Genomic DNA, 25,324 nt, shown 5'->3' on the forward strand with positions numbered 1-25,324 from the left:
CAGAGCCTTCATGCAGAATAGAATAAGAGGTGCCGCACTGCTGCTAGCCGCAGCGGTGTCGGTTGGTACGTTTAGCAGCAACAGCTTCGCTGCAGCAGGCAATGCCGCGCAGCCTTCGATTGGTAATATGGACTTATATGAAGTACATACTTTAGCTGGCTCTGGTGCTTTTGATCGGAATGACGGGAGTTCAGCTTCATCTGCATTCCGCGAGCCGACTTCACTGCTCTACTCCGCGAAGTCGGGCAGTTATCTCGTCGCAGATGCTCGCAACCAGATGCTTCGAGGTGTAACCGCTGCAGCAACGACTACTACTTCAGGGCTGTACATCGGAGCCGATGAATATAACGCTCCGCTCGGCAGCTTGCTTGACGGAGACGCAGCGAAAGCGGCGTTCAACCTGCCGTCGGGGCTCGCAGCAGATAGCGATGGCGTGGTGTATATCGCGGATACAGGCAATAACAGCATTCGGAGTTTATCAGCTACTGGTGTCGTTAGGACTGTTGCAGGGACCGGAGGGATAGGTTCGGATAATGGCGCTGCAGCGAACGCGAGCTTCTATCATCCGCTTGACATTGCGGTGAATAAGGAAGGCGTCATCTATGTCGCAGACACGCTCAACCATGTCATCCGTCAGATTAAAGATGGTCAAGTAACGACATTGAACGCACCGTCGAAACGAATTATCGAGTATTATCCGGGGGCCATTGAAGCTGTCGGCGATTATGCGGACGGGCCGCTTGCCCAAGCGAAATTCAATGAACCTAGCGGCTTGGCGCTCGACTCCAGTGGCAATCTGTATGTCAGCGACACAGGAAATAATCGCATTCGATACATTGATTTCAAGACGAATTCGGTCACGACGGTAGCTGGCGGGGTAACTAGTGAGAAGCTTAATTATGATGCGGGCTCGCCGTACTCAGAAGGCGGCTTTGCAGATGGAGCTGCTGCAACAGCGGAGCTGCATGCACCGCGCGGACTTGCTGTAACGCCGGATGGCGGATTGCTCATCGCTGATTCATTGAACCATGCGATTCGTTACCTCGCGAGCGGAAAAGTAACAACACTTGCCGGTACACCTCAGGAAGAAGGTATTGTTGACGGCATTGCTCGCTATTCCGCTTTTAACCGGCCAACAGACGTTGAATGGGTTGGCGGTGGTGCTTTCGCGGTTGCAGATTCCGGCAGCAACACCGTTCGTATTGTTGCTCCCTATGCCTCTCCGACAGGTGTCAAGGCAGATGGCAGCATACACCTTTTGTATAATAGCGTGGAGCTGAACAGCGATGTAACGCCTGTTATTCAAAACAATGTAACATTCGTGCCTGTCCGCGTGCTGACGGAGAAGCTCGGCTTCAAAGTGCAATATGCGAATGGTCAAACGGTGCTTGGGTTTGCAGGTACAACTTATACCGTGAAGAATGGCTCCACTCAAGTGGTCAAACAGGTGGAAGGCGGATCGACAACTACGGTGACGCTACCGAAAGCGCCAATCATCTCCAATAACCGGCAGTTCCTGCCTGTTCGCTTCTTCGCAGAAGAGTTGGGACTTGATGTGCAATGGCTATCCGATCTACGCGCAGTTCTCCTCCGTGATAAGCAGTTCACGAAGTAAAAAATATAAAAATTGCCGTCCGGTGCAAACCAGGCGGCTTTTTTTGCCGATATAGTACCTACATAAAGTAAATGGAGGTCCTACCTGTGCAGCTGCAAGAAGACACTATGAGCTATTTAAAGCGCTACGTGCAGAACCATCCGAAGAATCGAATGGCATGGTATTTGCTAGGCAAACAGTATTTGCTCGAAGGGAAAGAAGGCAAAGCAAACTACTGTTTCTTGCAATCAGGCAGTGTATACGATGCTTATGAACGTAAAGAGCATCCACTGGCGAATCGGCCGAAAGAATTGATAGCCAATTGGAACCGCAAGCAGAAGCTCATGATGCTCGCGGCTCGCGCCTCGACAGCGATGTTGTTGCTGCTGGGTCTCATGCTTGTACTGCCAGTCAGCGGGGAGAAGGATGAAGCAGATTCGCTAGCCGATATGGCTACGAATACAAGCCCGAAGGGGAATAATTCGCAGCAGCAGCAAGCAAGTGCGCCGCAGAGCAATCAGCCGGGGATAAACGTTGCGATCGTAAAGCCAGCCGGTGACAATACAATGGGCAAGGCGCTAAGTAGCTTATTGAAAGGAACAGGGGCTAAACAGCAAACCGGCATAGCCGCGATGCTTCAGCAAGCCGGCAAGTGGCGTAAATGGACGGGAGAGACACGTCTGCTTGCGATGACGAAGCGGCAAGGCGAAGCGGATCCGGTCGCAGTCAGTTTGCTTGATGGCGCTGCATGCGACTGTCAGCCAGGCGATTCTAGTACGGCATATAAGTTATATGAGAAATGGAGCGCACAGCAAGAGCAGCAATGGACGCTGCGCAGCGCGATTGCACAGTATCGTGCTATCAATAAAGTGTGGCCATCCGGTATGGATGATCTGACACGTCCGTACCCGGACAACGTGCTGGCAGGTACTTCGCCAGCAATGAAGCAACTGTTCCCGAAACTGCTTAGAGAGCTGAAAGCCGGGGCACGTCCTGATGCGTCAGAAGGCAATAAAGAAGATAAGCCGTCGTCTGGAAATGGGTCAGCGGCGGGAGGTGCGAGTGACGCGTCGGGGGCAGGAACGAAGAGTGAAGCAACCTCTGGAGAAGCGGATACGAAGCTGCCGTCAGAGCCGCTCTCGATCGTAATTGATAAAGATAGTCACCAGCTCGCCGTAATCAGCGGAGATGTCATTGTGCGTAGCTATAACGTAGGGCTAGGTGGCGAGAAGACGCCAGCTGGAAGCTTTACTATTAGTGAGAAGGTCCGTCACCCGAACGGGCGGGATGATAGCGAATTCGGCAGCAGGGGGATGACAATGTCGAAGACGTTGTACGCCATTCACGGAACGAATGATCCAGATAGCATCGGGAAGGATGAGTCGCATGGCTGTGTACGGATGAATCAGAAGGATCTCGAGGAGCTGTATGATTTGGTGCCGCTGGGCACGAAGGTGACAATAAAAAGCGGCGTTCTCCCCGCCGGAGCACCCCAGGCTTCCGAGCGTTTCCGCTTGAAGCCGGTGCAGGACGAAACGAACACCGCTGTTGTTTATAAGTGGCTTGATTAGAAGCGCAGGTGTTACTTATCAATTACAAGTAGTACGGCCATAATGATAACGATGACGATAAAAATAGTTCCGATCCATATGAGCGCCTTCTTGTTAATTTGTTCCTTCTGCTGCTTCTTCATAATCGGTGGCTTCTTCTTCGCTTGACTCATGTGGATCAACCTTTCTCTCACAATGAATGGGTTTGTACCTATATTGTAATCGTTTTCTTATGCGGGCACAACTGATCAGCCTCGCGAAAATGTTAAGCTAGCCCCTAATGAATGCAGGGGCTGGCTCTTTCTTTTTCCTGCCTAACGCGTTAAACTGTTCGATAGAGCTAACACGAAGAACGGAGTGAACGTAAGTGTTGTATACGAAATTGGCCAAGCCTTATTTCTTCCGAATGGATGCTGAGAAGGCCCACCACATGGTAATTGATGGTTTACATACGGCAAGCGGGGTCCCTGGAATCCCCGCACTCATGCGTACGATGTACGGTGTAGAGAAAGCGAAAGAACTGGCCATTGACCTGTTTGGCCTCCATTTCGCCCATCCGATTGGACTTGCGGCAGGCCTTGATAAGAACGCGAAAGCGGTTGATATGTTTGCAAATATCGGCTTCGGATTCGCCGAAGTTGGAACTGTAACACCGAAGGGACAAGCAGGCAATGACTTGCCTCGCCTATTCAGGCTTCCTTCTGACGAAGCGCTCATTAACCGCATGGGCTTCAATAACGATGGAGCCGACGCGATGGCGGAGCGGCTTGCAAAGGATACGAAGCGCCGTATTCCGATTGCAGTGAACATCGGCAAGAACAAAACGACTCCGAATGAGCTTGCGCATGAAGACTATCGCACTTGTTTGCAGAAACTGTATACATATGGCGACTTCTTCGTCGTCAACATTAGCTCGCCGAATACACCGGATCTTAGAGCGCTCCAGCATGGCGATGAGCTGCGGCTGCTGCTCCAGACGGTTATGGACGAAATGAACGTCCAGGCGAAGCGGGCAGGCGCGGCGCGAAAGCCGGTACTGGTTAAGATCGCACCAGACATGTCGAATGAGCAGCTTGCGTATACGGTCGATACGATTGTAGCAAGCGGAGTAAATGGCATTATTGCTACGAATACGACGATCAGCCGAGACGGACTGCAGCATCCGAACGCGAAGGAAACCGGCGGTCTGAGCGGCAAGCCGGTGAAGGAACGTTCGACAGAAGTTATCCGCGAGGTGTACCGCCAAACAAGCGGCAAATTGCCCATTATTGGTTCAGGCGGCATCTTTACGGCTGCTGATGCATACGATAAAATTCGCGCAGGCGCAAGTCTTGTAGAAATCTACACAGCGCTCATCTACAAAGGGCCGGAGCTGCTGCGTGAAATTGCGGGCGGCTTGAAAGACGCACTCCGCAAAGATGGATTTAAATCAATTAGTGAAGCAATAGGAGCAGATCATCGGTCTTAAGATAGGAGGCGGCCGGATGGACGGAAGAGACTGGGGACTATTTTTACAGCCATATGAGCAAGCAGTAGAAGAATTGAAGGTCAAGCTAAAGACGTTGCGTACGGAACTGAAGAATCGAGAAGCATATTCGCCGATGGAGTTCGTAACCGGGCGGGTAAAGCGTATTTCTTCCATATTGGAGAAAGCGAAGCGTTTATCCGTACCGATGGAGAAGATTGATACGGGGATTGAGGACATTGCGGGCATTCGCATTATGTGTCAATTCGTCGATGATATTCACCGTGTTGCAGGGTTCATTCGTATGCGTAAAGATTTGAAGCTCGTATATGAAAAGGATTATATTACGAATTTCAAAGAAAGCGGCTATCGCAGCTACCATATGATTGTCGAATATCCGGTTCAGACGGCGATTGGCCAGAAACATGTGCTGGCAGAAATTCAAATTCGTACGCTTGCGATGAATTTCTGGGCGACAATCGAACATTCGCTGAACTACAAATATAAAGAAAGCTTGCCCGACGTTGTGCGCGGCCGATTGAAGAAGGCAGCAGAAGCAGCATCCGTGCTTGATGCGGAGATGTCGAGCATTCGCAACGAAATATTGGATGCACAGCGGGAATTTGAAGAGAAATCGAATATGTTCTCGAGCGTATTGAGTGATATTCAAGAGCTGTATTTCTTCCATCGCGTACGCGAGGCGGTACAGTTCCAGCTGCGATTCAACGAGCTGTGGGAGCAAGAGGATACATTCGGTATCCGTATGCTGTCAGATGAAATCAGATCGTCCCTTTACAGAGCGAAGAAGGGCGGTACGACATAAATGGCGGTGCATGGAGAGCGTTCATATGATGAGCGGTTTGTCCATTTTGTCGTGCTGTTTAACGTGGATCTCGATTACTTTGAATGCCATGAGGTGATGGAGGAGCTGTGGCTTGAAGAAGGCCGCAATCTCCTTTATCAAGGGCTGCTGCAGGCTGCAGTTGGCCTTCATCATTGGCGCAATGACAATTTCTCGGGAGCCGTTAAGCTGTTCAACCAAGCACTGCAGAAGCTGGTGCATTATCCCGATGCCAAGATGGGCCTTGATCTTCGGCAGCTTCGTATTGATGTGGCGAGAAGTCTGACTTTGCTAGGCAGCGGTGCGGATCCTCGTCCAGCCTTCGTTCCCTTCGAGGTTGTCGTAGAGGATGATCAGCTGCGTCTGCTGGCGAAAGCGCTTGCGGAAATTCCGCTTGAATTGCGTCTTCATGAAGGAGATTAGATCCCTTGTCCCGAGTCCGGGGCAGGGATTTTTTGTTCCCTTGAAACGTTAGCTTGGGTTGGTCAATAGAGCGGACTTATTATACAATAGGATGAAGTGCGTAAGACGTCTGGAGGAAATGAATGACATGGCAAAACGAATGCGGCTGGATAAGCTGCTGTCTAATATGGGCTTTGGAACGCGCAGTGAGATTCGCAAGGTTGTCAAGCAAGGACGGGTTACTGTCGATGGCGTGATTGTAAAAGATTTCGGGATGCTGCTGGACCCGGAAGCTCAAACGGTTATGTTCGATGATGAAACGGTTATATACAAGGATACGATCTATGTCATGCTGAATAAGCCTCAGGGAGTCATCTCCGCGACAGAGGACAAGCGTGAGCGGACAGTGCTTGATCTGCTCGACCCAGAGGATCAGGTACTGCAGCCATTCCCTGTTGGCAGGCTCGACAAGGACACCGAAGGTCTGCTGCTTCTAACGAATGACGGGAAGCTTGCCCATGAGCTGCTGTCGCCGAAGAAGCATGTGCCGAAGACGTATGAAGCGCTTGTGCATGGTGATGTTGATGCGAGTGACCAGGATGCTTTTGCACAAGGTGTTACGCTTGAGGATGGTTACGAGACGATGCCGGCGAAGCTTATCATTGGCGAGAAAGAGAGCCGTGAGGATGGCGTCTACAGCAGCATCACGCTAACGATTCATGAAGGCAAATTCCATCAAGTGAAGCGGATGTTCGAGTCCGTCGGCAAGAAGGTCGTTTATTTGCGCAGGATTTCGATGGGACCACTTCTCCTTGACGAGTCGCTTCCGCTTGGCGCATATCGCCCGCTTACAGAGGCGGAGCTGGAATCGCTTCAAAATGCGCACCGTTAGTGTAGTGGTAGTGTAGTGTAGGATAGGACACAGAGATAGAGATAGAGATAGAGATAGGATGGTGGGAGAGAAATGAGCAAACTGAACTATGATTTAATTGCGCTAGATATTGATGGGACGCTGTTAACCGATGACCATGTGCTGACAGAAGGTGTACGTGAGGCTGTGCGAGAAGCGGCCAGTCTTGGCGCGGAGATCGTGCTATGCACGGGGCGAGGCCCTGGCTCTGCGCTTCCGGTGCTGGATGCGCTCGGATTGTCCGGCACGATGATTACGCATAATGGAGCCGCGACGATCGACGCCGCTAGTCGTGAGGTTCTGCACCAATATAGCATTGACGCGCATGAAATAGCACGGTTCCGCGATTACTGCAAGAATAGCGAATTGCACTATGACTTTAATACGGCCTTCCAGATGTTGATCGACGGCATTACGCCGGAAGCGGAAGAGATGTACAAGATGTTTGAGGCGAAGCCGGTCATGCGCAGCGCGAATGAGCCGTTGCCGAATGATCTCGTAAAGTTCACATTATTTGGAGAAAAAGCCGACCTTGATCGTGTTGAAGCAGAATGGAACGGCTGGACTCACGGCCTGTCGCATATCCGCAGTGGTGAATTTTTTATTGATGTGATGCATAAAGAAGCAAGTAAGGGAACAGCGCTGCGTCAGCTCGCGCTCGCAAGAGGCATTGACCCGAGCCGTGTCATGGCGATCGGCAATTATTTTAACGATCTGGGGATGCTTGAATTCGCAGGCCTGGGCATCGCAGTAGCGAATTCGCCCGATGGCGTCAAGGAAGCGGCAGATCAGGTGACACTCTCCAACGAAGAAGACGGCGTCGCTCATGCCCTCTATACGTATGCATGGCAGCGCTAGGAAACCGAAAAACCGTCGAGAGGTCAAGCCTCTCGACGGTTTTTGCAATATCGGATCAGAGGATGTTGTTTACAGGAACAATCCGCGGGTTACGATGACCAGCAGGATAAACAACACCAAGATCACGCCAGCAGAAGTGAAACCACCGTGCATACCGGACATGCAACTTCCTCCCTTGAAAGGTATTTCCGGTGCCCTGGCTGCGATTAACCATTATGTTCGGCACCCGGTATACAACATAGTATGAAAAACAGGGCTAAACGATTGGACAGATGTCCCGTTGCATTTACAATTAGGCACTTGTATGAGGAAGGATGTCCCGAATATGAGATGATTGCCGGGGAGTGATTTGCCACGGAGTTCCCGCCTATAGCCGAATGCCTTATCTATGACTGAGCTGTGCTGGAGGTACTGGACTGGATACAAAAGGGAAAAGATCGCCTGATGTCGAATGGGTAGAGAAATTGAGGTAATGGAAGCAGGATTAGGGGGAGGTCGAAGATGGGTGAAACCATAATAAGAACGGAAGCAGACGCGGATTATGCCATCGTTCGCGTAGTGAATTATAGTGCGTTCGGCAACCGAGATGATGAGGCGGATTTGGTCGAGCGCATCCGAGCGTCAGCGGAGTTCCTTCCCGAGCTGTCGCTTGTGGCGGAGCAAGGCGGCAGTATCGTAGGTCATTTGCTAATCAGTAAAGCTTCTATAGAAAGCGGGAGTGCTCGTACTTGCTCCAATAGCTGTGCTTCCTGCTTATCAGAGGCAAGGTGTGGGTGGAGAGCTTATGCGAGAAGGGATGAAGAGGAGTATAGCACTAGGCTATCCAGCTGTTCTGCTTATTGGACATCCGACCTATTATCCTAAATATGGCTTTATACCTGCGAGCAGCTTAGGCATAGAGCTTAAACAATTTCCGGTGCCCGATGAAGTGTTCATGGCCTTCGAGCTTCATGATGGCGCGCTTAACGGGGTTGTTGGCGAGTTAAAATATCCGTCGGCCTTCTCAGGCTAACGGTGGTACGAGGAGCAAAGCGATGGTTACGGTCGAGACAGTAGTGAGAATCAACGCGCCACTCGAGCACTGCTTCGATCTGGCACGAAATATAGATGTGCATACCCGCACGGTTTGGCCGCATACGAAGGAGCTTGCCGTTGCCGGTGTTACAACCGGACATATCGGGCTTGGTGAGACGGTTACGTTCGAAGCGACACATCTTGGCGTGAGGCAGCGGCTGACGTCACGAATAACGGATTTTCGTGCTCCACATTATTTTGTGGATGAAATGCAGCGGGGCGCTTTCAAATACTTGCGGCATGAGCATCATTTTGAACGAGTGGATGGGATGACGCTCATGCGAGACCGGTTAACATTCTCCGCACCGCTAGGTGTCATTGGCTGGATTGTCGAACGGGCCGTCTTGCGTAGGTATATGAGGAGCTTCCTTATGTATCGCAATGAACAAATGAAGGTGCTGGCAGAAAGAAACTAGCCAAGGAGATGATAGGCAATGAACATGGAGCATCTTTCTAGTCATGTTAATAACAAAGGTGTCCTTATTCATTATTTGGATTCGATTCAAGCTGCTGATCCTAGGCTGACTCCGCTGCTCATTTGTCCGGGCCTGTCGGAGACGGCCGAAGAATATGCGGACTTGCTAGAGTATCTGCTTCCTCGGAGATGTGTTGCGCTTTCTTTCAGAGGCAGAGGCGGGAGTGATACTCCAATGAGCGGATATAATCTGGATTCGCATCTTGCTGACTTGGAAGGTGTAATCCGCGCAGCTGGCTTAGAGCGATTCCATCTATTCGCGCATTCAAGAGGCGCCTCTTACGCACTGGGATATGTACAGCAGCAATGTCAGATCGGCAGTTCGTCAGTCGTTTCACTGATTCTCAGTGATTACCCACCGGAGCATCGCCAAATGCCTGAAGACTGGGCGAACGATTATATAACGAATTATCTCATTCCGTTCGAGCGAACAGCCAATATCCGTCCAGAAGCAGTGTGGGGCATCCAACATGAAGCGAAACAGATTGCACTCACCGCACCGCTAGACACCGTGCATAATGCGCTGATTTTAAGAGGAGCGCTAGAGGACTCGCTGCTAAGTGACACGGACACGGAGAAGTATAATTCGATGTTCACGCATTGCCGAGTAGAAGTGCTTGAGCAGTCTGGTCATAACTTGATGGATAATGAGCGAGAGGGTTGCTTCCGGTTGATTCGCGGCTTCCTTGACGAGAAGATTTAGAAGGAGACGATTGAACATGAGCGTTGTCATCGTCATTATGCTAGGCATCATTATCATATTGCTGCTTGAAATCAACAGTAAACTACCGAAAAAAGATCCAGGCAAGGAAGCGTTAGCCCGTGACATGCAGCTTAGGCAGAGCGGAGAGGATTATCCTTCCAGCGAAGTCTGAGCTTACTATTATCCAAGAGGTGATTCAGATGGGAACTGCTTATTCAACGATACTGCCAGAGCATGAACAATTTATCCGTGAGCAGAAGCTGTTCTTTGTCGGTACGGCAGCGCAGGAAGGGCATGTGAACTTATCTCCGAAAGGACATGATGCGTTCCGGATACTATCGCCGAACCAGGTCGCTTATCTGGATTTGACTGGAAGCGGCAACGAGACGAGCGCCCACTTGTCGGCAGTGAATCGCATTACATTCATGTTCGTTGCATTCGAAGGAAAGCCGCTCATTCTTAGGTTGTATGGAACTGGAAAAGTCATTCTTCCAAGTTCACCGGAGTGGGAAGACATTGCAGCGCATTTTAACCTCTATCCCGGCTACCGGCAAATTATCGTTTCAGACATTGATATTGTGAAAACCTCGTGCGGATTCAGCGTGCCCTACTATTCGTATGAGGGAGAACGCGACCTGCTGCTGAAATGGGCGACAAACCAAGGTGAGGAGAATTTAATCGATTATCGCAAAAGGAAAAATTCCGAGAGCATGGACGGCTTCGTCACGCCAATCGGCAAGGAGTTCGACGCCGATGGGAAGCTAGGTTAGGTAGACTATCAAGCGCAAAGGAGGCGAAGTAACGAGCATGCAAGCCGAAGAACGAATTCTAGAGCAAAGGCTGATCGATCTACTCCTGGAGCATGGATCACTCATGGATGAACTGCGTCTCGTGAGAAGCTTGCAGCTGCCTCAGTGCTACATCGCCGCCGGCTATATTCGCAATTATGTCTGGGATCGGATATGTGGCTATAGCGGCCGCTCTCTTCATGATGACATCGACTTGGTGTACTACGACAGCACCCATCTCTCACCTGTGCGGGATCATGAGCTTGAACAATACCTCATCGCTGTTACAGGCAACCCAAAGTGGTCAGTTAAAAATCAAGCGAGAATGCATACTCGGAATGGAAATCCAATTCCTTATCAGTCCACCTCCGATGCGCTAAGCCGATGGCCGGAGATGGTCACTGCGATCGGAGTCCGATTGAGTGAAGAGGACCAGCTGGAGTTTTGCTGCCCACATGGACTTGTCGATCTGTTTGGGATGCGTGTACAGCGCAGCCCTTACTTCTCGGATCACGTTTATTATCTAGAGAGAATTTCGAGGAAAGCTTGGAATCAGCATTGGCCGAATTTGACCATTATCAGCTGAAATTTGATGGTGGGCGAGACGTAGTTAAATCGGTTAAACTAGGATAGTGCAGCAAAGCCTAACAGGGCAACTAGAGAGTAGAAGGGTATGTCATTGTCATGTTGGTTTGGAAAGGTATTGTTATTGGTTTATCGATCGCGGCCCCAGTAGGTCCGATCGGTGTATTATGCATGAAGAGAACAATTAATCAAGGCAGGCTGTACGGCTTCTTCGCCGGGCTAGGCGCTGCGACTGCAGATGGGTTATACGGCTTGATTGCCGCTTTTGGCTTCAATTTAATTACGAGCGGATTGCTCGCACAGCAGTTCTGGATTAGCCTCATAGGCGGTTTGTTTCTATGCTACTTAGGCATTCAGTCCATCCGTTCCAATGCCGCTCCTGGTGCGGAAGCGGTAAAGAGTCGTAACATAGCTACGGCTTACTTGACAACATTTCTACTGACGATAACGAACCCGATGACAATTCTGTCGTTCCTTGGCATTTTTGCGGGACTTCAAATAACTAGCGCAACAACGGGAGATTCACTGCTGCTTGTGCTAGGCGTTTTCACAGGGTCGATGCTGTGGTGGCTGTTCCTCAGTGTTGTTATCGGCGCGTTCCGCAAGACGTTAAGCGGCGGAGCGATGAGGTGGATCAACCGGCTATCCGGGCTCGTACTGCTCGGATTTGGGATCGCCTCTATCTGGCATGTGATTAAGTAATAGCAAGAAGGATGAGAGATAATGACTGGACGTTCTGAACACGCGCCTACACTCCGCACGAAACGGCTTGTGCTGCGCACGATTGATGAGACGTTTGCGGAGCAAGCGCTGGATTTTGTGCTGCGTAACAGGGAAGCGCTCATCGAATGGGAGCCTGCAAGAAGTAAAGAGTATTACACATTAGACGTTCAGAAGCGGTTCATCTTGGATGATTTGCATGGTGTCCGCAGTGGGCAAATCGCGAAGTTCTGGTTCAGTGAATCGGATCAGCCAGGCGCTCCACTGCTCGGCACGGTTACGCTGAATAATATTGTGAAAGGCGCGTTTCAGTCCTGCCATCTCGGATACCGGACAGATGCAGCTGTGCGCGGTAAAGGTTATATGACCGAAGCACTTGCACAAGTAATCAGTTATGCTTGGAAAGAGTTGAATTTGCACCGGATTGAAGCGAATATTATGCCCCGTAACGCAGCTTCGCTGAAGGTTGTAGAGAAGCTGGGCTTTAAGCACGAGGGAGTAGCCCGTGACTATTTGCGTATTAATGGCAAATGGGAGGATCACATCCACATGGTGCTGCTCAATCAGGCGTGGGAAGAACGGTGAGCCTAGTCTTCAGCTTTATTTGATGCGGATATTTCAGAACCTCATAGGATCGTGGTAAACTATAGGTTATATTCATTTTTGCTTTAAACGGAAGGTGAGTGCAGCTAGACATGCTGACTATGATTCGGTCTTGTAAGCCTGAACATATCGAGCACGAGCTTGATATTTTTAATACCAACCCCCAATTCAATTTGATTTCCAAAGATAAATCGACACTAACTGCCGAAGACATTGCTGCCGAGCTGAAGGATGCTGAACAAGCCGGGGCTGAACGATATTTGCTTCACGATAATGATCAATTTGTAGGCATTCTTGAGCTGCTCATGCACAATCCCAAAGATAGTTGCACTTGGATTGGACTGCTCATTATTAACGGTCGCTGCCATGGGCAAGGTTACGGCAGTGCTGCACTTGAGCTGTTTGACAGCGTCATGCGCGAACGCGGCGTACAGTCGCATCGGCTCGGCGTGCTTGTGAACAATCCGAATGCGCATCGCTTCTGGCAGCGGCATGGCTGTGTAGAAGTCCGTCCAGCTGAGCTGCCGGATGGAAAAGCAATTATGATTTATGAACGTGCTGTAGGAAGTGAAATTAATAATTAAAGACGGGAGAATACAACCATGTACAGAAGGGCGACGCTCGGCGCGCTGCTGAGCATGATGCTGCTGGTAAGTGCCTGTACAGCCAAAGATGAACCGAGATCAGAAGGTACTGCGCTCGGGGAACAGATGGATTACTCGAAGTCAGGCGCCAATCGGACGATGAATGCGTATGAAGAGTCGATGGTGGAGGCGATCAATAAGAACCGTTTCTCTCTTGTGGAAGGGCTGCTTGATCCGGCTGGACCGCTCTATAGGCAGCAGGAAAGCTTGGTTCGCAGGCTCAGCTCTAAGAATATCAAGGAGAAGCTGATCCGCTATCAGATCATGAATATCCAGAAGATGAATGGGAACTACAAGTTTTATATTATCGAGAAAATCGGCGTCTACTACCCGGATGGCCGTGTCGATATGAATGAATACGAGTGGATCTATACCGTGACAGAAGATTCGGGAACAGCCCAGACGAAAGTATATAGCATCGAACGATGGGTCTAGCAGTAGATAACGACAACCAGATACGAGGATGAGGTGCAAGATTGATGTCAGAGTTAACGTTTGAGAGTTATTCAGATACTTACTTGGAAGCAGTTTGCAATACTTATAATTACTATGTGGAACGTACTACGGTTACGTATGACTTGTGTCCGTACACAACAGATCAGATGAAGCAGCTTATTGAACCGCTCTCGGATTTGTACCGCTCGTATGTCGTTCTCGTAGATGGTCAATATGCGGGGTATGTGCTTCTTACTCAGCATAAGAAGCGTCCGGCATTTAACGTAACGGCGGAAGTGAGCATTTATCTGGACCAGGCGTTTATCGGTCAAGGGATCGGTCGCAAAGCAGCGGAGTTCATCGAGCGCGTGGCGCGCGAGCTGAATTTCCACTCCTTGCTTGCGGCGATTTGTACGGAGAACACAGGCAGCGTAGCCCTGTTCGAGAAGCTCGGCTACAAGCAAGTGGCGTACTATCAAGAAATCGCACGCAAGTTTGACCGCTGGCTGGACTCGGTTTCTTTCCAGAAAATTTTAGCCTAATCTGAGTTTCTACCACCGATAAAAGGCGGGATGGACGGATGCACTGGCAAACGAAGCTGCGAATTGTAGTTGCAGTTGTTATTGTTGCTGTTATGTTCTCAAGTAACATCCACCGCAGCAATATGATGCAGCAGCGGCTGAATACCCAGGAAATGCAACTGACTGCGGAGCTGGAGAGAAGTAAGCATCTGCAGACACAGCTCGACGTGCTGAACGGCCAACTAAATGTTGAGCGGACGAATGTAAGCGAATTAACTACGAAGCTAAATACGGCAACGGACAAGCTAAAGCAGAATGAGACTGCATCTACTTCGCAGGCTACAAGCGCGGGAGAGCAAACAGGGCCAATTATCCGCATTGACTCGCAAATCCCGGCTGACGCCGTCGCGTTTCTATTTGCTTTTATCGATATCGTTCATCAGCAGCCTAAGCCTGAAGCGAAGGTATGGGACGACTATCTCGCCGACAGCAGCCGTCTTCGTTGGCTGATCGAGGCCGTGAGGAAGCAGCCGGATTTGACATATACAGAGCTGCAATATAAAGGTGAGACCACCTACAAGAAGCCCGGCAAGACGAATGTGATCATTGGTGTGTACGGGGTTAATGGGGATCGCACAGATGCTTATGCCCTAAGCAATATTAACGGAGCAGGGTGGAAGATTACCGACGTCGACTAAGCATAAGGCATTCGGAAGAGCCTTCGCTCGCAAGGGGAACCGTGCATATTCATGAAGAAACTATACGGACTTATTTTGTTTGGTTATACGTTATTACTCTTTTACTCGATGTTTATCGGTTTTGGCCGGTCAGCGGTTCATTCGACGGAATACCGATACAACGTCATTCCGTTTCAAACTGTCCGCTTATACTTTGAGCATGCGGACAGCTTCGACGCGAAATATTGGATCGTCAATATGGTAGGCAATGTGGCGGTGTTCATGCCGTTCGGGCTCATGCTGCCGTACTTGCTGGGAATGAAGCTTATCCGATTTTCGCTGCTGTTTATTACGTCGCTCTTCGTGCTGGAGCTGTTGCAGCTACTACTTCATCGCGGTAGCTTTGATATTGACGATGTCATTCTCAATACGATCGGTGCGTGGCTAGGATACTTGCTATATCGGATAAGTGTGAAGCGGAGCTAGAAGCTAGAGCTAACGAGAGAAGAGGGAACATAATGAAATTCAGACCTTGTATCGACCTACATAAAGGGAAAGTGAAACAAATTGTCGGTGAGACATTAAGCCAGAACGATGATCAGCAAGTCGTCGAGAACTTCGTATCGGAGCATGATTCAGCGTATTATGCCGACATGTTCAAGCGTGATCAGCTTACTGGAGGTCATGTCATCATGCTCGGTGGCGGCAATGAGGAAGCGGCGTTGGCAGCGCTTCGCGCGTATCCAGGCGGACTCCAGATCGGCGGAGGCATTCGCGCCGAGAATGCCGCGCAGTATCTCGAAGCAGGCGCTTCGCATGTTATCGTCACCTCCTATATTTTCCGCGACGGCGAGCTTGATATGGACAACCTGCAGCGTATCGTCTCTGAGGTCGGCAAGGAGAGGCTGGTCATTGACCTGAGCTGCAAGAAGCGGGATGACAAATGGTTCGTCGTTACGAATCAATGGACAACCTTCAGCACCTTTGAAGTGAAAGCCTCACATCTTGAAGAGCTTGCGCAATATTGCGATGAATATCTCGTTCATGCCGTTGATGTTGAGGGCAAACGGAGCGGAATTCTAACAGATCTAGTAGAGCAGCTGGCTCAATGGGTGACGATTCCGACGACATATGCAGGCGGTGCCCGTTCATTCGACGATCTCGAATTGTTCCGCAAGCTCGCCGCTGGCAAGCTTGATATTACTATCGGCAGTGCGCTTGATATTTTTGGTGGCTCAATGTCCTATGAGGATGTTGTAGCTTTCTGTAAACCGCGTGCGTAGTGGTACGCCATAAAGAGACACCTTGCAAGGATTGAGCGTGGATCATCTAGTACGAAAACAGCCCTAAATTGCTGGAAATAGCAGCCAGGGGCTGTTTTTGTGCATATTTGTGGTTGCGCTAACACTTTCCAAATAAAATCGTTCCAAAATCACACAATCCAAACGATCATTAAGAACTTACCAAATACTTAGCCCTTATAATCAGTGTAGCGGTATTACGAAGGAGGAACGCAACTTGGGACAGACAACGATGCGAATAGGTGATCATACATGATGAAACTACTCGAATTTTATAAAGAATTGTTCGAAGACTCTACGAGCCGATTTGAGCCTGTATGGCAAGCCGATCTTGCTTACGCACATGGTTTCCGTTGGACAAAAGATAACTATCCAATACAAGAGCAGTTTCGTATCACTGATATGGGGGATGAGCCCCCTGTCATTATGTTCTCAGTTGTTCTCCCAGACATGTACTCGGAAACGAATGTTTTTGACGAAGTGTACCGGTATCCGTCGCATAACGATATGTCGATTGTGCTGATGAGTCAGCAGATCTGGGTAAACGCTTCACTCTGTACGAGCAAGCTGGAGCAATCGGTGCTTGGATTCATTCATCAGGCTCGAAGTGAGATTATGAATATTTTTGATTGTGTCATTTTGAAGACAGATGTTGTTCATACAAAAGAAACGGAACGACATATCCGATAAACATTATAGAGAGATGAACAAGGAGGTCCGAGCGGTGGCCAATTACATCGTAGTAGGGTTGAATGAGGAGAAATTTGCACTCCCAATCACAGACATTCAAGAGATTATCAAAGACATGCCAATCACCGAAATACCGGCCGCGAGGGCACATGTGAAAGGCGTTATTAATTTGCGAGGTACGATCGTTCCAGTTATCGGGCTTCGCTCGAAGTTTCGCATGATGGAGAGCCATTCGACGACTTCCTCCCGTATTGTCATCGTCCAGACGCCGGAAGGCGAGCCAGTTGGATTGTATGTGGACCGTGTTGAGCAAGTGGCGTTTTTCTCGGAAATTTTACCTACTCCAGATGGTATTGGCGGCGCGCAATCAGGCAACTTGTCAGGTATCGGGAAGATTAATGACCAGCTTGTCAGCATTCTGCACTTGCCGTCTATCTTGAATACTGGAGGAGGTCTATAATGAACGAATCATTCGCACTTACATATCTAAGCGTTTTTCTAGATGAATTAGAAGAACAGCTGCAAGTTCTGGATGAGTCGATTCTAGAGCTCGAGAACGGTGGCAATTCACCGGAAACGATACAGACGATCTTCCGCGCTGCACACACGCTCAAAGGTTCTTCCGCAGCAATGGGCTTCCAATCGATGAAGGAAGTAACGCATAAGGTTGAGAGTGTATTCGAGCTGCTTCGTCAGAATCGGCTGCAAACGAGCAAGCCGCTCATCAATGTGCTGTTCAAATGTATTGATTATTTGAAGGCGAAGAAGGAAACGCTGCGCAAAGGCGATTTCAATGATGAGCCGATTGAAACGCTCGTTGAGCTGCTGAACGGCATATTGACCGACCAGCCTGCAGAAGAAACGATAGCGGCGAACGCTGCTGCAAGTGAGGCGGTTAAGGCCATATCGGCGCAGGAGACAGCGATGTATGACGGCTGGACCGAAGCCGTGCTTGCCGCTAAAGCGCAGAAACTGGCTGAAGGACTCCATTCATACGAGATTAGTGTGACGCTCGCTGCAGATGTTGAGATGCCTACGGTAAAAGCAATGGTTATTCTACGCAATCTGGGCGAGCTCGGCGAAGTTGTCGGCACATCGCCGGAAATCGGCTTGTGGGAGCAGGAACAGCTTCTTACAGCTGGACCGATCCATTTCTTGCTTGCAACGAAGCATACAGAAGCGCAAATCGTTCGCAAAGTGGAGGAAGCGTCGCAGATTGAGAGCTTCACCGTGAAGCAGCTTCAAGTTTCAGGCGGCATTCAGATTGGGACCAAAGCGTCCGTCGTATCTGTGAATAAACAAACAACGGCTTCAGCTCCACCTGCTGTCAGCGTGTCGCAAATAAGCTCAGAACAAGGGGCAGCAGGACAATCCGACGCCAAAGTGCACATTCAGCAAACCGTACGGGTCGATGTGAACCGCTTGGAGCATTTGCTGAACCTTGTCGGAGAATTGATTATTGATAATACACGGATTCGCGAAGTGCGTAGACGGTTCGAGGATCGGTTTAAGCAAGAACCGGAAACGCTGCTGCTCGGTGAAATTACGGACCACCTGGGCCGTGTCGTTGCAGAGCTGCAAGAAGGTACGATGAAGACGCGGATGATGCCAATCGAGCAGTTGTTTAATCGTTTCCCGCGTATGGTTCGCGACGTTGCGGAGCAAGCCGGCAAAGAAGTGACCTTCCAAGTGGAAGGTAAAGAAACGGAGCTGGACCGCACATTGATCGAAGAGATCAGCGATCCGCTTATCCATATTATCCGTAATGCGATCGACCACGGCTTGGAGCCGCCGGATGAGCGCGAGAAGCTGGGCAAGAACCGCAAAGGTAATTTACTCCTGCGTGCAAGCCATCAAGAGAACGCAATCGTTATTACGCTTGCCGATGATGGTCGCGGTATTGACTTGCAACGGATTAAACAGAAGGCCGTTCAGAAAGGTTTCATCGGTGCGGAAGAGGCGGAAGCGTTAACGGATAAAGAAATCATAAGTCTTATCTTCCATTCAGGCATGTCAACTGCGGAGAAAGTAACGGAGCTTTCCGGTCGCGGTGTAGGGATGGACATCGTCCGCTCCCATATTGAGAAGCTGAACGGTATTATTAACATTGAGACGACAGCTGGCGAAGGCACCGTATTCACGATAAAGCTTCCGCTTACACTCGCAATTTCTCGTTCGCTCCTCGTGCAGCTTGGCAAGCATACAATTGCGATTCCGCTCACGAATGTGATTGAGACTTTCCGTTTGACGCCTGAAGATGTTCAAATCGTGAACAGTGAAGAGGTCTGTGTCGTTCGCGGAGAAATATTGCCGCTCGTACGGATGCACAGAAGACTTGGCACAGCAGAGAACGATACTGATTCCAAGGGTTACGCAGTTATGATCGGACTTGCAGAGAGACGCGTATGCCTCTATGTCGACAAGCTGGTTGCGAACCAGGAGATCGTAATGAAGTCGCTTGGCAATTACTTGGGGCAAGTCGCATACGTATCCGGCGCTACCATTATGGGAGACGGCCGCATCGCTCTCATTCTAGACGTGAACGCGGTCATCCGCGACTCCGGTGCAACCATTAGCAAGACGAATGCGAATGAGCAGAAGGTATCTGGACGCAAAGTGAAGCTTGTGACTTTCGATCTCGAAGATGAGCATTATGCACTCGACATTAATCAAGCGAAAGAAATCATCAAGGTTCCTTCTATACTGCGGATGGCGAACGCACCGGTAGAAGTGTTGGGACTTATGAATTTACGGGGCGAGTTGATGCCGGTTGTCGATATTAAGTCATGCCTTGGCATGCGCCATACCGAGCCGGATCAGCATTCACGCGTCATTATTCTGAACGAAGACGGCCGCGATATCGGTATTCTCGTTGATCGCGTTCGTGAAGTCATTCATGTGACCCATAGCCAGATCGAATCGGCTCCGAAGGATGTTACGATGATCTCCGACCAATACATCGGAGGTATTTGCAAGACAGACGAGCAGCTTGTAATTGTACTTAAGCTTGACAAAATGCTCCGATCAAGGGGTTGGGACACGATTCATGCGTAAACTTCTAGGCTTGGCCGATCCGCCTGCTCCATACGGTGTGCTCGTCGTCGATGATTCTGCCGTCATGCGGCAGATGATTAGCAGGCTGATCGAAAAAGACCCTAAGCTATGGGTGATGGGGACAGCATCCAATGGTCAGGAGGCGCTTGAGAAATTAAAGGTCATGCGCCCTGACCTCGTTACAATGGATATTGAAATGCCAGTGTTGGATGGCTTATCTGCGCTTAGCCAGTTGATGGTTGAGAATCCGATGCCGGTCATTATGCTAAGCAGCTATACGGATGAAGGCGCTTCCCCGGCAATTGCTGCGCTTACGAATGGCGCGGCAGACTTTTTCCACAAAGACAGCTTGTTCCAGTTCCCAGCCAATGCACAAATGGAAGAAGAGTTTTTACTACGCTGTCATGCAGCAATTGAGTCCAAGCCGTTCTGGAAAACACTTGACCAAGAGGATCTCGCCAATCACGAGATGAAGGTGCTGTTAGAGTTCATGACGGGGTGCCTTGCATCAGAGCATACGATTCACGAAGAGCTGAATCAGACGCTGCAGCAGCTAAACGGCTTTTATTGTTCGTTGATTAAGCAAGCTAATGAGTTCATTGTTACGGAATGCAAAGGCGAGCTGTTAACTCGATTTGGACAATTGAGCCAGAGCCTCATAGGCCACTCGCTTGAACATATTGTACCGGCTGAAGTGATGGCGCAGCATTCGGAGTATCTGACTAGAGTGTGGAACGGTGAAGATTGCGTCAGTTACGATACAGAATGGCGGAAGTATCACTTTACGACCGTTGCTCGTCCGGTCCGTGTTAACGGCATCGTAAAAGAAATTATTGTCGTCACCTTCGAAGTTACAGACCGGAAGCGGATGGAAGAGAAAATTAAGTTTCTGCTGAACCACGACCAGCTGACGGGGCTGCCGAATCAGAATCAGCTCTTGACGGAGATGGATCGCGCAAAAACGAAATATGGACGGTTTGCAGTTTTATTCTTCAAATTCGATCATTTCAAACAAATTAATGACTCCATGGGCCATGAAAAGGGCGATTCGCTGCTTCAGCTTATGGCTAGAAGATTGAAGCGATTTACTTCTGAAGACACGACGATTATCCGCGCTGGCAGTGATGAGTTCATTTGTGTGATGGGCGGAGCGACCTTCGATACGATTGAACGGTATGCCGAGCGGCTGCTGGATGCGATTCGTCAGCCTATTATACTGGACGGATTAGAGATTCATATGACATCAAGTCTCGGCATTAGCCAATACCCAGACAATCATACGAATATCGAGCACATCATCCGCTATGCGCATATGGCGATGAATATTGCGCAGACAGAAGGCGGCAACCTGATTCAGTTCTATGAGGCGCGTTTCCAAGAAGAGATTCACCGCAAAATGGAGATTGAGCGCAGATTGCGTAAAGCGATTGATCGTGAAGAATTTTATTTAAACTATCAGCCAGTCTTTAACGGGATTGATCGGACAATTAAAGGCTTGGAATGCTTAATCCGTTGGCAAAGTCCAGAGCTTGGACGCGTGTCGCCTGCGGATTTTATCCCGATTGCTGAGGAAACAGGTTTGATCCATGCCATTGGCGAATGGGTCATGCTTGAAGCATGCCGTACGAATAAGCGTTGGCAGGATGAAGGGCTAATGAAGATTCCGGTCGCTGTTAACCTTTCGACACAGCAGTTCAATGATGGGAAGATTATCGAGCGGATCGAGAACATTCTTCAGGAGACCGGACTTGATCCGAAGTATCTCGTCGTAGAAATTACCGAGAGCATGACGATGAACAAGCATCACGCGCTTATGATGCTGAAGAACTTGAAGCGCATTGGCGTATCTATCGCAATTGACGACTTCGGTACAGGCTACAGCTCTTTAAGTTATTTGAGCGAGCTGCCGATTGACAAGCTGAAGGTTGACCAGTCGTTTGTGAAGAAGATGGACACACACGGCGTGAATGCTTCCATTGTCCATACGATCATCACGATGGCGGAAAATTTAAAGCTTGAAGTTATTGCAGAAGGCGTGGAAACTGAAGCGGAATTCGGATTGCTGCTGCGTTATGGCTGCAATACGATGCAAGGCTACTTGCTTGGTCGTCCGATGGAAGCGGCTCAAATTGCCGAGGAACTCAAATTGAGCAAACCAATTAAAAAGATGAGGATCCAGTAACGTATGTTAGCTGAATCCTCTTCTTCACTTTTAAAGACTATTGTCAGAATATAACGACTTTTCCAAAATAGCTCAAAGGCTATTGGCCTATATTTAGAGAGGGGATCAGCAGTCATGAATATTCGAACGAAGCTTTTCAGTTGTTTTGCCTTTATTATTCTGTTAATGGGTTTACTTGGTTATGTTGCTTACGATCATACGAATAAGACAAGATCGGCCTACACGGAAATGCTGCAGGACAATGCAGTTCAACTACAATTGCGAGAATTTCAGTTCAAGGTTGCTGGTATTTCGAACGATGAGCGGGGTTATCTGTTGACGAAAGAGAAAACCTATCTCGATGAAATTGCAGCGAAGGACAAGGAGGCTAGAGCGATCCTGGGCTCCATGCTGATTAATCCGACGCTGACGGCTGAGAATAGGAAACAAGTCGAACAGTTGAAAACTGACTATGATCCATTTATAGGCGACAGTGAGAGAGCTAGAGCATTAATGGATCAGGGGAAAGCTCAGGAGGCTTACGCACTCCACTTCGGCGATGAGCGCTCTGCCCGCAAAACGATGGATAAGCTCAACAGTGATATGCTCACTAGCATCACACAGGAGCTTGAAGGTGATAAGAAGCAGCGGGTTGAGGAGTCAGATCAGCAGAACATGATTATGGCGATTCTCGTAAGTATTGCACTGCTACTTGCAGCTATTCTCGGAGTTCTGCTCACCCGTTCGATTGTGAAGCCGATCAAGATCATCAACCGACAACTCCATGAAATTGCTGAAGGGAGAGGGGATTTAAGCAAGGAACTGACGATTCGGTCGAAGGGGGAGCTTGCAGAGCTGGCCGGTGCTTTCAACAAGATGTTGGCAAATCTCCGGACGATTCTATCTAAGGCGTTAAACACAGCTAATCTCGCAGCAAACTCGTCGGAGCAGCTGAGTGCTAGTGCGGAGCAGACGACACGCGCAACAGAGCATATTGTGGAGGCGACGCAGTTCATCGCTGTTCGCGCTGATCAAGAGCAGGAGCAGCTTGGTGAAGCGATCCGTGCGATTACGCAGATGTCAGAGGACATCAGCGCCGTGTCAGCCGGCAACGAAGTGGTCGCGAAGCTTGCTTCTTCTGCTTCTGATGCTTCGAAGCAAGGAGCGCAATCTGTCAATGAAGTGCTTCATGAGATGGAGACGATACATGAAACGGTGCAGCATGCGACGGAAGTGATGCAGCTGCTTGAACAGCAGTCCCAGCAAATTGGGGGAATTACGGAGATGATTACCGAAGTGGCAAACCGCACTAATCTGCTCGCGCTTAATGCATCCATTGAAGCTTCACGGGCAGGAGAGCACGGCAGAGGCTTTGCCGTAGTCGCTCTGGAAATTCGTAAACTGGCGGAGCAGTCCAAACTGTCTGCGCAGCAAATTAGCGAGCTTATTGGAGATGTGCGTCTTCGTGTAAGCCAGGCAGCTACCGGGATGAAGACGGTGTCGGCGCAAGCGGCAAGCGGGCTAGTGCGTACGAATCAGGTAAATCAGATGTTCCAAACGATTGAAGGAAGTATCGAAGCGGTATCCACGCAAGTAAGCGACATCTCGCAGACGACGATGGCGCTCTCCGATTCGGGAAGACAGGTGGTCGAGATGGCACAGAGCGTTGCGGAAGCGAGCAATCAAGTCGTCGCATCTTGCCAGAACAACTCGGCAGCGACGGAAGAGCAGCTTGCGACGATGGAGGAGATTACGTCGTCAACGCTGGAGCTTCGGAAACTAGCGGAGGATTTGAATGATGTTCTTCATGGCTTCAAGCTTAACTAATGAAGCCATATAGATGTATCCAGAGAAGCTGCCTCGCCCGGAGCTTCTTTTTTTTGCACGTAGGTATTATTTTAGAAAAACAGGATAGCTTTTCAATCTGCAAGCGATTACAATGAGGGAGTGTGAACAAGCAGTAAACTATTTTCTTGAAAGAGGAGAGGCTGACTAATGGCAGGGAATCGTGCGATAGTCTTTGTAGAGCCCGGTAAAGTTGAGGTACGGGATATTTCGTATCCTGATTTGATTTTGCGTGACGGGCCTGGCGTTAACCCACTTAATGTTGGCAGAAAATGCGAACACGGCGTCATTATTAAAGTCATTACTACAAACATTTGCGGCAGCGACCAACATATGGTGCGTGGGCGGACGACAGCTCCTAGCGGGCTCGTGCTCGGACACGAAATTACAGGTGAAGTCATTGAGGTTGGGCGTGACGTTGAATTTATTAAGAAAGGCGATCTCGTCTCCGTTCCATTCAATATCGCATGCGGACGTTGCCGGAACTGTCGCGAGCGGAACACGAATGTGTGTTCAAACGTGAATCCGGATCGTCCGGGCTCTGCTTATGGTTATGTCGATATGGGCGGCTGGGTTGGCGGTCAATCCGAGTATGTAATGGTTCCTTACGCAGACTTCCAACTGTTGAAGTTCCCGGATAAAGAACGTGCGATGGAGAAAATTCTCGACCTCACGATGCTATCTGATATTTTCCCAACTGGTTATCATGGTGCTGTGAGTGCGGGCGTGAAGCCAGGCTCTACGGTCTACGTGGCAGGGGCAGGTCCAGTCGGCCTTGCTGCGGCACACTCCGCTCAGCTGCTTGGCGCGGCAGTGGTAATCGTCGGAGACCTGAACAGTGAGCGTCTGGCGCAAGCGAGAAGCTTCGGTTGCGAGACGGTCAACCTTCGCGAGCATCCGAACCTTGGCGAGCAGATCGACCAGATTCTCGGCGTTCCTGAAGTGGACTGCGCCATTGACTGTGTAGGCTTCGAAGCGCATGGTCATGGACATGCTCATGGTGAAGCACCGGCAACGGTACTGAACTCCATCATGCAAGTCACGCGTGCCGGCGGACGTCTCGGTATCCCTGGTCTCTACGTAACAGGCGACCCAGGTGCGGTTGACGATGATGCGAAGGTCGGTACGTTGAAGATTCGCTTCGGCCTCGGCTGGGCGAAATCCCATACTTTCGTAACAGGTCAGACGCCGGTTATGCAATACAACCGCGAGCTGATGACAGCAATATTAAGCGGCAAAGCGCAAATTGCGAAAGCCGTTAACGCAACGCTTATTTCGATCGACCAAGCTCCTGGAGCGTATACGGAATTCGATCGCGGCGCATCGAAGAAGTTCGTCATCGATCCGCATGGCTCGGTAAGACGCTAATTGAACGAAGAAGGTGACACAGGAGAAGCAATGCTTCAGGTGTCACCTTCTTTTTTCTCG

The 25,324-nt window shown here is 49.7% G+C and carries 28 protein-coding genes and 1 pseudogene; 27 read left to right on the top strand and 2 right to left on the bottom strand.

From position 1 onward, the window contains the following. Window positions 1-10: 10 nt before the first annotated feature. Both BMY11_RS02765 and BMY11_RS02770 read left to right on the top strand, forming a co-directional pair. Entirely contained in the window at window positions 11-1,615 is a 1,605-nt protein-coding gene (locus BMY11_RS02765) for an NHL domain-containing protein (RefSeq protein WP_177182467.1), read from the top strand. A gap of 86 nt (window positions 1,616-1,701) precedes the next feature. After that, window positions 1,702-3,165, top strand: coding sequence for a L,D-transpeptidase (locus tag BMY11_RS02770; protein WP_177182468.1), 1,464 nt, complete (start codon window positions 1,702-1,704; stop codon window positions 3,163-3,165). 11 nt (window positions 3,166-3,176) lie between these two features. Here BMY11_RS02770 and BMY11_RS28695 read toward each other — a convergent pair whose 3' ends face one another. Further along, on the bottom strand, window positions 3,177-3,317 hold the full coding sequence (locus tag BMY11_RS28695; protein WP_177182469.1) for a hypothetical protein: 141 nt from the start codon (window positions 3,315-3,317) through the stop codon (window positions 3,177-3,179). A 194-nt stretch (window positions 3,318-3,511) separates the two neighbouring features. On the opposite strand from BMY11_RS28695, the gene BMY11_RS02775 reads away from it, so the two are divergent. The 5 genes from BMY11_RS02775 to BMY11_RS02795 all read left to right on the top strand — a co-directional run bounded on the left by BMY11_RS02775 (window position 3,512) and on the right by BMY11_RS02795 (window position 7,620). Beyond that, window positions 3,512-4,612 carry a quinone-dependent dihydroorotate dehydrogenase gene (locus BMY11_RS02775; protein WP_090572933.1) on the top strand — a complete coding sequence of 367 codons (1,101 nt, stop codon included), beginning with the start codon at window positions 3,512-3,514 and terminating at the stop codon, window positions 4,610-4,612. A 16-nt stretch (window positions 4,613-4,628) separates the two neighbouring features. Beyond that, complete coding sequence (locus BMY11_RS02780; RefSeq protein WP_090572934.1) at window positions 4,629-5,432, top strand: GTP diphosphokinase; 804 nt, start codon at window positions 4,629-4,631, stop codon at window positions 5,430-5,432. Next, window positions 5,433-5,873, top strand: a complete 441-nt coding sequence (locus BMY11_RS02785; protein WP_090572935.1) for a DUF309 domain-containing protein — start codon at window positions 5,433-5,435, stop codon at window positions 5,871-5,873. Window positions 5,874-6,000: 127 nt separating this feature from the next. Then, window positions 6,001-6,744, top strand: coding sequence for a pseudouridine synthase (locus BMY11_RS02790; protein ID WP_090572936.1), 744 nt, complete (start codon window positions 6,001-6,003; stop codon window positions 6,742-6,744). 72 nt (window positions 6,745-6,816) lie between these two features. Continuing rightward, window positions 6,817-7,620, top strand: a complete 804-nt coding sequence (locus tag BMY11_RS02795) for a Cof-type HAD-IIB family hydrolase (protein WP_371262750.1) — start codon at window positions 6,817-6,819, stop codon at window positions 7,618-7,620. 69 nt (window positions 7,621-7,689) lie between these two features. Here the strand turns inward: BMY11_RS02795 and BMY11_RS02800 are convergent, their stop codons facing one another. Next, complete coding sequence (locus tag BMY11_RS02800) at window positions 7,690-7,782, bottom strand: dihydroorotate dehydrogenase (RefSeq protein WP_090572937.1); 93 nt, start codon at window positions 7,780-7,782, stop codon at window positions 7,690-7,692. A gap of 339 nt (window positions 7,783-8,121) precedes the next feature. Here BMY11_RS02800 and BMY11_RS02805 point away from each other — a divergent pair. The 20 genes and pseudogenes from BMY11_RS02805 to fdhA all read left to right on the top strand — a co-directional run bounded on the left by BMY11_RS02805 (window position 8,122) and on the right by fdhA (window position 25,264). Continuing rightward, window positions 8,122-8,632 (top strand): annotated as a pseudogene (locus BMY11_RS02805) (GNAT family N-acetyltransferase). 22 nt (window positions 8,633-8,654) lie between these two features. Further along, window positions 8,655-9,110, top strand: coding sequence for an SRPBCC family protein (locus BMY11_RS02810; protein WP_090572938.1), 456 nt, complete (start codon window positions 8,655-8,657; stop codon window positions 9,108-9,110). A gap of 18 nt (window positions 9,111-9,128) precedes the next feature. Further along, a complete protein-coding gene (locus BMY11_RS02815; RefSeq protein ID WP_090572939.1) occupies window positions 9,129-9,872 on the top strand; it encodes an alpha/beta fold hydrolase in 744 nt (247 codons plus the stop codon). Window positions 9,873-9,888: 16 nt separating this feature from the next. Then, window positions 9,889-10,044, top strand: coding sequence for a hypothetical protein (locus tag BMY11_RS28700; protein ID WP_177182470.1), 156 nt, complete (start codon window positions 9,889-9,891; stop codon window positions 10,042-10,044). A gap of 28 nt (window positions 10,045-10,072) precedes the next feature. Continuing rightward, complete coding sequence (locus tag BMY11_RS02820) at window positions 10,073-10,642, top strand: pyridoxamine 5'-phosphate oxidase family protein (protein ID WP_090572940.1); 570 nt, start codon at window positions 10,073-10,075, stop codon at window positions 10,640-10,642. A gap of 37 nt (window positions 10,643-10,679) precedes the next feature. After that, window positions 10,680-11,246, top strand: coding sequence for a nucleotidyltransferase family protein (locus BMY11_RS02825; RefSeq protein ID WP_256217275.1), 567 nt, complete (start codon window positions 10,680-10,682; stop codon window positions 11,244-11,246). Window positions 11,247-11,344: 98 nt separating this feature from the next. After that, the gene (locus BMY11_RS02830; protein ID WP_090572941.1) at window positions 11,345-11,947 is read left to right on the top strand and encodes a LysE family translocator; all 603 of its coding nucleotides are present in this window, start codon (window positions 11,345-11,347) and stop codon (window positions 11,945-11,947) included. Between the two features lie 21 nt (window positions 11,948-11,968). Further along, window positions 11,969-12,550: a GNAT family N-acetyltransferase gene (locus BMY11_RS02835; RefSeq protein WP_090572942.1), complete on the top strand. Its 582-nt coding sequence runs from the start codon at window positions 11,969-11,971 to the stop codon at window positions 12,548-12,550. A 110-nt stretch (window positions 12,551-12,660) separates the two neighbouring features. Beyond that, window positions 12,661-13,152, top strand: a complete 492-nt coding sequence (locus BMY11_RS02840; RefSeq protein ID WP_090572943.1) for a GNAT family N-acetyltransferase — start codon at window positions 12,661-12,663, stop codon at window positions 13,150-13,152. A gap of 18 nt (window positions 13,153-13,170) precedes the next feature. Continuing rightward, complete coding sequence (locus BMY11_RS02845) at window positions 13,171-13,647, top strand: TcaA NTF2-like domain-containing protein (protein WP_090572944.1); 477 nt, start codon at window positions 13,171-13,173, stop codon at window positions 13,645-13,647. Between the two features lie 44 nt (window positions 13,648-13,691). Then, the gene (locus BMY11_RS02850; protein ID WP_090572945.1) at window positions 13,692-14,189 is read left to right on the top strand and encodes a GNAT family N-acetyltransferase; all 498 of its coding nucleotides are present in this window, start codon (window positions 13,692-13,694) and stop codon (window positions 14,187-14,189) included. A 38-nt stretch (window positions 14,190-14,227) separates the two neighbouring features. After that, the gene (locus BMY11_RS02855; RefSeq protein WP_090572946.1) at window positions 14,228-14,866 is read left to right on the top strand and encodes a hypothetical protein; all 639 of its coding nucleotides are present in this window, start codon (window positions 14,228-14,230) and stop codon (window positions 14,864-14,866) included. 51 nt (window positions 14,867-14,917) lie between these two features. Continuing rightward, on the top strand, window positions 14,918-15,331 hold the full coding sequence (locus BMY11_RS02860) for a VanZ family protein (RefSeq protein ID WP_090572947.1): 414 nt from the start codon (window positions 14,918-14,920) through the stop codon (window positions 15,329-15,331). A gap of 32 nt (window positions 15,332-15,363) precedes the next feature. Beyond that, window positions 15,364-16,128, top strand: a complete 765-nt coding sequence (gene hisA, locus BMY11_RS02865; RefSeq protein WP_090572948.1) for a phosphoribosylformimino-5-aminoimidazole carboxamide ribotide isomerase — start codon at window positions 15,364-15,366, stop codon at window positions 16,126-16,128. Window positions 16,129-16,398: 270 nt separating this feature from the next. Beyond that, complete coding sequence (locus BMY11_RS02870) at window positions 16,399-16,836, top strand: hypothetical protein (protein ID WP_090572949.1); 438 nt, start codon at window positions 16,399-16,401, stop codon at window positions 16,834-16,836. A gap of 34 nt (window positions 16,837-16,870) precedes the next feature. Further along, complete coding sequence (locus tag BMY11_RS02875) at window positions 16,871-17,296, top strand: chemotaxis protein CheW (RefSeq protein ID WP_177182471.1); 426 nt, start codon at window positions 16,871-16,873, stop codon at window positions 17,294-17,296. Further along, the gene (locus BMY11_RS02880; protein ID WP_090572951.1) at window positions 17,296-19,890 is read left to right on the top strand and encodes a chemotaxis protein CheW; all 2,595 of its coding nucleotides are present in this window, start codon (window positions 17,296-17,298) and stop codon (window positions 19,888-19,890) included. Before BMY11_RS02875 ends, BMY11_RS02880 begins: the two co-directional genes overlap by 1 nt. Further along, window positions 19,883-22,072 (top strand): EAL domain-containing protein, encoded by a 2,190-nt coding sequence (locus BMY11_RS02885; RefSeq protein WP_090572952.1) that lies wholly within the window; start codon window positions 19,883-19,885, stop codon window positions 22,070-22,072. Before BMY11_RS02880 ends, BMY11_RS02885 begins: the two co-directional genes overlap by 8 nt. Before the next feature lie 114 nt (window positions 22,073-22,186). Further along, a complete protein-coding gene (locus BMY11_RS02890; RefSeq protein ID WP_090572953.1) occupies window positions 22,187-23,878 on the top strand; it encodes a methyl-accepting chemotaxis protein in 1,692 nt (563 codons plus the stop codon). 168 nt (window positions 23,879-24,046) lie between these two features. Further along, window positions 24,047-25,264, top strand: a complete 1,218-nt coding sequence (gene fdhA / locus BMY11_RS02895) for a formaldehyde dehydrogenase, glutathione-independent (RefSeq protein WP_090572954.1) — start codon at window positions 24,047-24,049, stop codon at window positions 25,262-25,264. The last annotated feature ends 60 nt before the right edge of the window (window positions 25,265-25,324 follow it).

This window comes from Paenibacillus sp. OV219 (assembly GCF_900110075.1).
Classification (GTDB): domain Bacteria; phylum Bacillota; class Bacilli; order Paenibacillales; family Paenibacillaceae; genus Paenibacillus_Z.

Excerpts from the sequence above, each read along its gene's own strand:
- BMY11_RS02765 (WP_177182467.1), top strand. The coding sequence starts at position 11 with ATGCAGAATAGAATAAGAGGTGCCGCACTGCTGCTAGCCGCAGCGGTG.
- BMY11_RS28695 (WP_177182469.1), bottom strand. The coding sequence starts at position 3,317 with ATGAGTCAAGCGAAGAAGAAGCCACCGATTATGAAGAAGCAGCAGAAG.
- BMY11_RS02780 (WP_090572934.1), top strand. The coding sequence starts at position 4,629 with ATGGACGGAAGAGACTGGGGACTATTTTTACAGCCATATGAGCAAGCA.
- BMY11_RS02785 (WP_090572935.1), top strand. The coding sequence starts at position 5,433 with ATGGCGGTGCATGGAGAGCGTTCATATGATGAGCGGTTTGTCCATTTT.
- BMY11_RS02790 (WP_090572936.1), top strand. The coding sequence starts at position 6,001 with ATGGCAAAACGAATGCGGCTGGATAAGCTGCTGTCTAATATGGGCTTT.
- BMY11_RS02795 (WP_371262750.1), top strand. The coding sequence starts at position 6,817 with ATGAGCAAACTGAACTATGATTTAATTGCGCTAGATATTGATGGGACG.
- BMY11_RS02800 (WP_090572937.1), bottom strand. The coding sequence starts at position 7,782 with ATGTCCGGTATGCACGGTGGTTTCACTTCTGCTGGCGTGATCTTGGTG.
- BMY11_RS02810 (WP_090572938.1), top strand. The coding sequence starts at position 8,655 with ATGGTTACGGTCGAGACAGTAGTGAGAATCAACGCGCCACTCGAGCAC.
- BMY11_RS02815 (WP_090572939.1), top strand. The coding sequence starts at position 9,129 with ATGAACATGGAGCATCTTTCTAGTCATGTTAATAACAAAGGTGTCCTT.
- BMY11_RS28700 (WP_177182470.1), top strand. The coding sequence starts at position 9,889 with ATGAGCGTTGTCATCGTCATTATGCTAGGCATCATTATCATATTGCTG.
- BMY11_RS02820 (WP_090572940.1), top strand. The coding sequence starts at position 10,073 with ATGGGAACTGCTTATTCAACGATACTGCCAGAGCATGAACAATTTATC.
- BMY11_RS02825 (WP_256217275.1), top strand. The coding sequence starts at position 10,680 with ATGCAAGCCGAAGAACGAATTCTAGAGCAAAGGCTGATCGATCTACTC.
- BMY11_RS02830 (WP_090572941.1), top strand. The coding sequence starts at position 11,345 with ATGTTGGTTTGGAAAGGTATTGTTATTGGTTTATCGATCGCGGCCCCA.
- BMY11_RS02835 (WP_090572942.1), top strand. The coding sequence starts at position 11,969 with ATGACTGGACGTTCTGAACACGCGCCTACACTCCGCACGAAACGGCTT.
- BMY11_RS02840 (WP_090572943.1), top strand. The coding sequence starts at position 12,661 with ATGCTGACTATGATTCGGTCTTGTAAGCCTGAACATATCGAGCACGAG.
- BMY11_RS02845 (WP_090572944.1), top strand. The coding sequence starts at position 13,171 with ATGTACAGAAGGGCGACGCTCGGCGCGCTGCTGAGCATGATGCTGCTG.
- BMY11_RS02850 (WP_090572945.1), top strand. The coding sequence starts at position 13,692 with ATGTCAGAGTTAACGTTTGAGAGTTATTCAGATACTTACTTGGAAGCA.
- BMY11_RS02855 (WP_090572946.1), top strand. The coding sequence starts at position 14,228 with ATGCACTGGCAAACGAAGCTGCGAATTGTAGTTGCAGTTGTTATTGTT.
- BMY11_RS02860 (WP_090572947.1), top strand. The coding sequence starts at position 14,918 with ATGAAGAAACTATACGGACTTATTTTGTTTGGTTATACGTTATTACTC.
- hisA (WP_090572948.1), top strand. The coding sequence starts at position 15,364 with ATGAAATTCAGACCTTGTATCGACCTACATAAAGGGAAAGTGAAACAA.
- BMY11_RS02870 (WP_090572949.1), top strand. The coding sequence starts at position 16,399 with ATGATGAAACTACTCGAATTTTATAAAGAATTGTTCGAAGACTCTACG.
- BMY11_RS02880 (WP_090572951.1), top strand. The coding sequence starts at position 17,296 with ATGAACGAATCATTCGCACTTACATATCTAAGCGTTTTTCTAGATGAA.
- BMY11_RS02885 (WP_090572952.1), top strand. The coding sequence starts at position 19,883 with ATGCGTAAACTTCTAGGCTTGGCCGATCCGCCTGCTCCATACGGTGTG.
- BMY11_RS02890 (WP_090572953.1), top strand. The coding sequence starts at position 22,187 with ATGAATATTCGAACGAAGCTTTTCAGTTGTTTTGCCTTTATTATTCTG.
- fdhA (WP_090572954.1), top strand. The coding sequence starts at position 24,047 with ATGGCAGGGAATCGTGCGATAGTCTTTGTAGAGCCCGGTAAAGTTGAG.